6 protein-coding genes, 1 tRNA gene and 2 pseudogenes are annotated in these 7,041 nt (G+C 70.0%); 5 read left to right on the top strand and 4 right to left on the bottom strand.

The features are described 5' to 3' along the window. Together infB and SYNGFB01_RS09540 are read left to right on the top strand one after the other, a co-directional pair. Window positions 1-2,338 (top strand): annotated as a pseudogene (gene infB, locus SYNGFB01_RS09545) (translation initiation factor IF-2); the annotation flags it as partial. A 7-nt stretch (window positions 2,339-2,345) separates the two neighbouring features. Next, a complete protein-coding gene (locus SYNGFB01_RS09540; RefSeq protein WP_053068425.1) occupies window positions 2,346-3,296 on the top strand; it encodes a low-complexity tail membrane protein in 951 nt (316 codons plus the stop codon). Here SYNGFB01_RS09540 and SYNGFB01_RS13325 read toward each other — a convergent pair. Further along, window positions 3,210-3,476 (bottom strand): DUF3493 domain-containing protein, encoded by a 267-nt coding sequence (locus tag SYNGFB01_RS13325; protein WP_048017846.1) that lies wholly within the window; start codon window positions 3,474-3,476, stop codon window positions 3,210-3,212. The two genes, SYNGFB01_RS09540 and SYNGFB01_RS13325, sit on opposite strands and share 87 nt — an antisense overlap. A 41-nt stretch (window positions 3,477-3,517) precedes the next feature. On the opposite strand from SYNGFB01_RS13325, the gene SYNGFB01_RS09530 reads away from it, so the two are divergent. Next, window positions 3,518-3,589, top strand: a tRNA-Thr gene (locus tag SYNGFB01_RS09530). A gap of 199 nt (window positions 3,590-3,788) precedes the next feature. Here the strand turns inward: SYNGFB01_RS09530 and psbA are convergent. Together psbA and SYNGFB01_RS14955 are read right to left on the bottom strand one after the other, a co-directional pair. Then, window positions 3,789-4,867 (bottom strand): annotated as a pseudogene (gene psbA, locus SYNGFB01_RS09525) (photosystem II q(b) protein). Window positions 4,868-5,044: 177 nt separating this feature from the next. After that, window positions 5,045-5,248: a hypothetical protein gene (locus SYNGFB01_RS14955; protein WP_200900094.1), complete on the bottom strand. Its 204-nt coding sequence runs from the start codon at window positions 5,246-5,248 to the stop codon at window positions 5,045-5,047. A gap of 21 nt (window positions 5,249-5,269) precedes the next feature. Here SYNGFB01_RS14955 and SYNGFB01_RS15550 point away from each other — a divergent pair, with 21 nt between their 5' ends. Both SYNGFB01_RS15550 and SYNGFB01_RS09515 read left to right on the top strand, forming a co-directional pair. Beyond that, a complete protein-coding gene (locus SYNGFB01_RS15550; RefSeq protein ID WP_235300094.1) occupies window positions 5,270-5,440 on the top strand; it encodes a hypothetical protein in 171 nt (56 codons plus the stop codon). A gap of 69 nt (window positions 5,441-5,509) precedes the next feature. After that, window positions 5,510-5,935, top strand: a complete 426-nt coding sequence (locus tag SYNGFB01_RS09515; RefSeq protein ID WP_053068424.1) for a hypothetical protein — start codon at window positions 5,510-5,512, stop codon at window positions 5,933-5,935. Here the strand turns inward: SYNGFB01_RS09515 and SYNGFB01_RS09510 are convergent. Continuing rightward, a complete protein-coding gene (locus SYNGFB01_RS09510; RefSeq protein WP_048017847.1) occupies window positions 5,914-6,876 on the bottom strand; it encodes an aspartoacylase in 963 nt (320 codons plus the stop codon). The two genes, SYNGFB01_RS09515 and SYNGFB01_RS09510, sit on opposite strands and share 22 nt — an antisense overlap. Window positions 6,877-7,041: the final 165 nt, after the last annotated feature.

Raw genomic sequence — 7,041 nt, 5'->3', positions numbered from 1 at the left:
CCTGGTGCCCCGGCCCGCCCGGGTCTTCCGGCCGGCATGCGCAAGCCGATGGCGCCCGGCGAACTGATGCAGCTTCAGAAGCCTTCGGGTCGACCGACGGCACCGCCGCCGCGCCGCCCGGGCGAGCGGCCCGAGAGCGGCGCGGCGGCCACGCCGGATCTCGCACGGCCCAGTGCCACGCCACCGGCGGCCCCGCGTCGGCCTGGGTTCCGCCACCCCCCAGCCGGCCACCCGGGCCCGGCGCCCCGACTGGGACGACAGCGCCAAGCTGGAAGCACTGCGCAGCCGCACGCCCCAGAAGCAGCGGCCCAAGGTGCACATCATCGGCGAGAACGATGATGCGCTCACCGCCGAGACCAGCGGCTACGCCGGCGAACAGGAGGCGGTGGTGCTGCAGGCCTCCCTGGCCCGCCCCGCCAAGCCCAGGAGTGCCCCGGGCAGCCAGCCCAAGCCCACGGTGGTGGCGCGCAAGCGCAAGAAGGAGACCACCCGGCAGCGGCAGCGCCGCCGGGCGATGGAACTGCGCGCCGCCCGCGAAGCCAAGGCCCAGCGGCCCGAGATGCTGATCGTGCCGGAGGGCAACCTCACCGTGCAGGAGCTGGCCGAGAAGCTCGGCGTGGAGAGCTCCGAGATCATCAAGAGCCTCTTCTTCAAGGGGATCATCGCCACCGTCACCCAGAGCCTCGATCTCTCCACGATCGAGACGGTGTCGGACGAATTCGGCGTGCCGGTGCTCGAGGACGACGTGCAGGCCGCCGCCGCCAAGACGGTGGAGATGATCGAGGCGAGCGACCTGGCTCACCTGATCCGCCGCCCGCCGGTGGTCACGGTGATGGGCCATGTGGACCACGGCAAGACGAGCCTGCTCGATGCCATCCGCAAGACCCGGGTGGCGGCCGGCGAGGCGGGCGGGATCACCCAGCACATCGGCGCCTATCAGGTGGAGGTGCCCCACGCCGGCGAGCAGCGAAGGATCACCTTCCTCGACACGCCGGGCCACGAGGCCTTCACCGCCATGCGTGCCCGCGGCACCAAGGTCACCGACGTGGCCGTGCTGGTGGTGGCGGCCGATGATGGCGTGCGGCCCCAGACCCTGGAGGCGATCAGCCATGCCCGCGCGGCCGAGGTGCCGATCGTGGTGGCCATCAACAAGATCGACAAGGAGGGCGCCTCGCCCGACCGCGTGAAGCAGGAGCTCTCCGGCCTCGACCTGGTGGCCGAGGACTGGGGCGGCACCACGGTGATGGTGCCGGTGAGCGCCATCAAGGGCGAGAACATCGACAAGCTGCTGGAGATGATCCTGCTGGTCTCCGATGTGGAGGATCTGCAGGCCAACCCCGACCGCATGGCCCGCGGCACCGTGATCGAGGCGCATCTCGACAAGGCCAAGGGTCCGGTGGCCACCCTGCTGGTGCAGAACGGCACCCTGCGCAACGGCGATGTGGTGGCCGCGGGCCCGGTGCTGGGCAAGGTGCGGGCAATGGTCGATGACACCGGCAAGCGGGTGAAGCAGGCCGGCCCCTCCTGCGCCGTGGAGGCCCTGGGCTTCAGCGAGGTCCCCACCGCCGGCGACGAGTTCGAGGTCTACCCCGACGAGAAGAGCGCCCGCGCCGTGGTGGGCGAACGGGCCAGCGAGGCCCGCGCCACCCGACTGGCCCAGCAGATGGCCTCCCGCCGCGTGTCGCTGGCGTCGATGTCGGGCCAGGCCAGCGAGGGCGAGCTCAAGGAGCTCAACCTGATCCTCAAGGCCGACGTGCAGGGCTCCGTGGAGGCAATCCTCGGCGCCCTCGAGCAGCTGCCCCAGGGCGAGGTGCAGGTGCGGGTGCTGCTGTCGGCCCCGGGGGAGATCACCGAGACCGACGTGGACCTGGCCGCCGCCTCCGGCGCGGTGATCGTGGGCTTCAACACATCGATGGCGCCGGGCGCCAAGCGGGCCGCCGATGCCACCGGCGTCGACGTGCGCGACTACGAGGTGATCTACAAGCTGCTGGAGGACATCCAGCTGGCCATGGAGGGCCTGCTGGAGCCGGAGCTGGTGGAGGAGGGTCTCGGCGAGGCCGAGGTGCGGGCCGTGTTCACGATCGGCAAGAGCGCCGTGGCCGGCTGCTACGTGACCAGCGGCAAGCTGCAGCGCAACTGCAAGGTGCGCGTCTGGCGCGGCAAGGAGAAGGTGTTCGAGGGCGACCTCGACTCGCTGCGGCGCGGCAAGGACGACCAGAAGGAGGTGGCCACCGGCTTCGAGTGCGGCATCGGCTGCGATCGCTTCACCGCCTGGCAGGAGGGCGATCGGATCGAGGCCTACAAGCTGGTCACCCAGCGCCGCACCCTCTCCACCTGAAGCCACCGTGTCGGCGGCGTCGGCCCTGAACCCCCGCAGCGAGCCACTGCTCTGGCTGCAGCTGCTCGCTCTGGCGGCCATGCCCCTTGAGGCGCTGCTGCTGCTGGTGCTGCTGGCAGGGGCCGACCCTGGACCGGTGCCGGCCCTCGAGCGCCTGCTGGTGTGGGGGCTGGGGGTGCTGGCCCCCGCGCTGCTGCTCTGGCGCCGGCCGGCCGACTGCTGCTCCCTGCTGCTGGTGCAGGTGCCGCTGCGGGCCCGCAGCGAGCAGCAGCGGCGCCTGGCGGCCCTGCAGAACACCCTGCCCCCCCGGCTGCTGCTGGCGCTGGGTGGCGCCCTGCTGCTGCCCGCGTTCTGGTGGCTCGACGGAGTCGCGGCCTTAGCGGCCAACAGCTCGCCGCTGGAGGCCGGCCACCGCCTGCTGACGCTGCTCCTGGCCATCCCGCTGCTGGCCCTGCTGCTGTGGCAGTGGCATCAGCTGAGCCAGAGCCTCTGGCTGCTCAGCCGCTCCACCGCCAGCCTCGCGGCAGCCCCACCGCTGAGCACCACCACGCTGGAGAACGAACGGCTCAGCCTCGGCATCCCGCTACTGCTGCTGGATCGGCTGCTCCTGGCGGAACCAGCACGGCCCAGCGGCGGCGCGGCATCCGAACCCGCCTCACCCCCCAGCGCTCCTTCCCCGGAGCCCTCCCCGGAGGCCTCCAAGGAACCCAACACGGCCCTCCACCCGCAGGCTTCCCCAGCTGCGGAGGCGCCGCCTATGCAGGAGGAGCCCCCGGCTCAGGAGCAGGAATCCCAGCCGGCTCAGCAGCAGGAACAGGAACCGGTTCAGGAGCCTCAGCCTGAGGACGAGCCGGGAACGAGCGGCGGCGACTCAGCTGCCGTGCAGACGGTTGCGGTCGAACCAGAGCAGACAGCCGCAACCGACGAGGGCGACGAGCTGGATCAGCAGGTCCCCTGAGGCCATTTCACCCCCGGCGGCCGAGCGCATCGCCATGGTGGCGAGTCCGATGGCCGCGGAGGCCGTGAGGGCCAGCCAGAGGGCACGCCTCAGGCTGCGCCAGGNCGTGCGGGCCTCCTGCAGCAGCCGCTGGCGCAGATCCGGGTCGAGCTGGCGCGGCTCCTGCGACTCCCTGGCCATCCTGGGCAAGCTCCACCGCCGAATGGTAGTTTCAAGCCGCCGCCGGTGTAGCTCAGCGGTAGAGCAACTGATTCGTAATCAGTAGGTCGTCGGTTCAAGTCCGACCATCGGCTTTGCAGGGGTCGCGACTCACCCCTCTTCAGGGCAGGCTCACAAACCTGCTCAGATCGTCGCGCGTGGATCGTGCCCCGCGCCTCTGAATCGAAAGCTGCCCCCCAGCAAAAAGCCCCCGCCGGAGGGCGGGGNCTTGCGGGATTCCGTTGGTCAGCCCAGCTGCTGACGGGCAGTGGGGTTCAGCTGGGCTGTTGGGCCTCAGCCGATCGCCGGGGCGGTCAGCGCCACGGGGGTGGCTTCCGCAGCAGCCAGGTCGAGCGGGAAGTTGTGAGCGTTGCGCTCGTGCATCACTTCCATGCCCAGGTTGGCGCGGTTCAGCACGTCGGCCCAGGTGTTCACCACACGGCCCTGGCCATCCAGGATCGACTGGTTGAAGTTGAAGCCGTTCAGGTTGAAGGCCATCGTGCTCACGCCCAGGGCGGTGAACCAGATGCCGACCACCGGCCAGGCAGCCAGGAAGAAGTGCAGGCTGCGGCTGTTGTTGAAGCTGGCGTACTGGAAGATCAGGCGACCGAAGTAACCGTGGGCAGCCACGATGTTGTAGGTCTCTTCCTCTTGGCCGAACTTGTAGCCGTAGTTCTGGCTCTCGCTCTCGGTGGTCTCACGCACCAGCGAGCTGGTCACCAGCGAGCCGTGCATGGCGGAGAACAGGCTGCCGCCGAACACACCGGCCACACCCAGCATGTGGAAGGGGTGCATCAGGATGTTGTGCTCAGCCTGGAACACCAACATGAAGTTGAAGGTGCCGCTGATGCCGAGGGGCATGCCGTCGGAGAAGGAGCCCTGACCGAAGGGATAGACCAGGAACACAGCCGAGGCGGCGGCCACAGGAGCGCTGTAGGCCACGCAGATCCAGGGGCGCATGCGAGCCGGTAGGAGAGTTCCCACTCACGGCCCATGTAGCAGAAGACGCCGATCAGGAAGTGGAACACCACCAGCTGGTAAGGACCGCCGTTGTACAGCCACTCGTCGAGGCTGGCGGCTTCCCAGATGGGATAGAAGTGCAGACCGATGGCGTTGCTGGAAGGCACAACAGCGCCGGAGATGATGTTGTTGCCGTAGATCAGGGAGCCGGCAACGGGCTCACGGATGCCGTCGATGTCGACGGGAGGGGCGGCGATGAACGCCACGATGAAGCAGATGGTCGCAGCCAGCAGGGTGGGGATCATCAGCACACCGAACCAGCCCACGTAGAGGCGGTTGTTGGTGGAGGTGACCCAATCGCAGAACTGCTGCCAGCTGGAGGCGCCGGAGCGCTGCTGGAGAGTGGTGGTCATGAGAACGAGAAGGAATGTTCCAGAGGAACGGGTATGGAGGGCGGGAATCCGCCGGACGGAACCCCGTCACTCGGCACTGTAACGGAACATTGCGGGTTTTGTGAAGAAGTTGGGCAAGTTGGTCTCCGCGGCGCGACCGACCCGCTCCCCGCCGCTTGTGGCTGCCCCCACCCGCTGCTAGGAGTTCGATCGAATCGGCCGATCCGGCATGGCCTCGCTCACCTCGCCTTCGCGCCGCCAGGCTTCCGCCGGGCGGCGGCCACCGGCCTCGCGGCGGCCGCCGCCGGCCTCCTGCTGGCGGCCTGCCAGCCCCGGGCGAGCACCAACGAGGTCCAGCAGCTGCAGCAGCGTCAGGAGCAGCTCGAGCTGAAGCTCCAGCAACTGGAGCAGAAGCTCAACGCCGTGACGCCCCGGGATGGGGCCGATCGGTCCGGCAAGCCCCCGGCCGGCCCGGTGAAGTCGCTCACCTACCGCACCAGCGACCAGGGCAATCGCCTTCGGATCTACTGGGCCGACGGCAGCAGCACCGACCTGGAATGCAACCAGGAGCAGAGCACCCTGGCCTGCGGCTGATGAGCCTCGCCGGCTTGACAGGGGCAGGTCCACCGCGTTGAGGTAGGGGGCTCGCATTCGCCCACGACCATGCGTTCCGCCCTGGCGCTCCTCGCCGGCCTGATCACCACCGCGGCTCCGGCGGCTCTGGCCCAGCAGGCGGCCCCTGCCGAACAGTTGGCCCCGCCCCAACAGGCAGCCCCAGCCGCGAACGCCCGTCAGGATGCCCCTGTTCCCTACAGCGCGGTTCGCGCCCTCAACCTGGCTCGCAACACAGCGATCCTGCGCAACGGCGGGCTCACCGTCTACCGCCCGGCCCAGTGCATGTTCGTCACCGCCGCAGCCGGCAATGAATGCCTGCTGAGCAACGACGCCAACGGGTATCTGTTCCGCTTTCTGGGCGGCCCTCCCGGCTGGCAGCAGCTGGGCCTGCCGGCCACCAAGGAGACCGAGATCCGCATCGCACCCGACGGCCGCAGCGTGGTGGAGATCCTCTACAACGGCGCTCCCCGCTGATCTGACCGCAGCAGCCGCGCCAGCTCCACCCCCCACTGGTGCGGCACCGGCCAGTGCTCCCGCCGCGTGAGGCTGAGGGCGATGCCCTTCTCGCCGTAGGCCGCCTCATTCACGAACACCGGCCAGACCACACCGGCATCGGCCAGCTCCGGCGGAGGGGTGTAGGGAATCGAGCCGCCAGCGGCGCCGCGGAACAGCGGTTCTCCCGGCGCCAGGGGCCACCAGTCGCGATGCTGACGGCTGGCATCGAGGCAGGCCAGCGGCGTTCCATCCTCTCGACGGGGCAGATCCAGGCTGGCCAGGTGGCGATGCACCACCAGCCGCTGCGGCAGACGCGGTGCGGCCCCGGCCGCTGCCTGGGCGAGCACGGCCAGGGCCCCCTCCACAGCCAGCTGGGTCTGGGTGCAGATCCGCTGCTGGATCACCCCCTGGGGAACCGGGCCCACCTCGATCACCAGACCGCAGGGCCAGCGCTCCACCAGAAAGCCCGTCTGGGCCGCATCCAGCTCGTGCAGGTAGAGCGGCAGGCCCAGGCGGGCCTGAAGGGCCGCCGCCAGGGCCAGGTCGGCCGGCCGCCGGCCGTACACCACCAGGGAGTTGCCCATGGCGCTGGTGGTGCTGTGCAGATCCAGCACCACGGCGCAGGGCCGCTCACCCTCGGGGCCATGGAGGGCGAGCAGCCAGCGGGCGCGGGCCACTTCAAGCTCGCTGCGGCTGGAATCGGCGAGCAGCGCCGGATCGAAGCTGCGGTTGAGATCCCGATCCAGATAGCGCCTGTTGCAGGCATGGGCCTCGGGATTGCCCAGCACCAGCTCCACCGGCAGCCCGTGCGTGGCGAGGCTGGTCGGATCGCTCTGCCAGTGCTCCAGCAGCCAGGGGGCATTCCGCTCGTTGCCGTGCGTTCCGGCCACGACCAGCACCCGCGCCCGCTGCTCCGTCACCGCCACGGCCCCTGGATTTCACCGCCAGCCTGACGCAGAGTCGCTCCAGTGCCGGCGACTGGCCATGGCTCCACCCCCCTTCGTGGTGCAGGCCGCCCGCGGCCTCTGGCACTGGCAGTGGCTGCAGCTGATGGGCGGCCTGGGCCCGGCCGATGCGGCGGGCAA

The sequence above is a fragment of the Synechococcus sp. GFB01 genome (assembly GCF_001039265.1).
GTDB lineage: Bacteria > Cyanobacteriota > Cyanobacteriia > PCC-6307 > Cyanobiaceae > NIES-981.
The sequence above is the reverse complement of the archived record's forward strand: the minus strand, read 5'-3'. Positions and strand labels throughout refer to the sequence as shown.

Coding starts and splice junctions, on each gene's coding strand:
- SYNGFB01_RS09515 (WP_053068424.1), top strand. CDS start 5,510: ATGCGTTCCGCCCTGGCGCTCCTCGCCGGCCTGATCACCACCGCGGCT.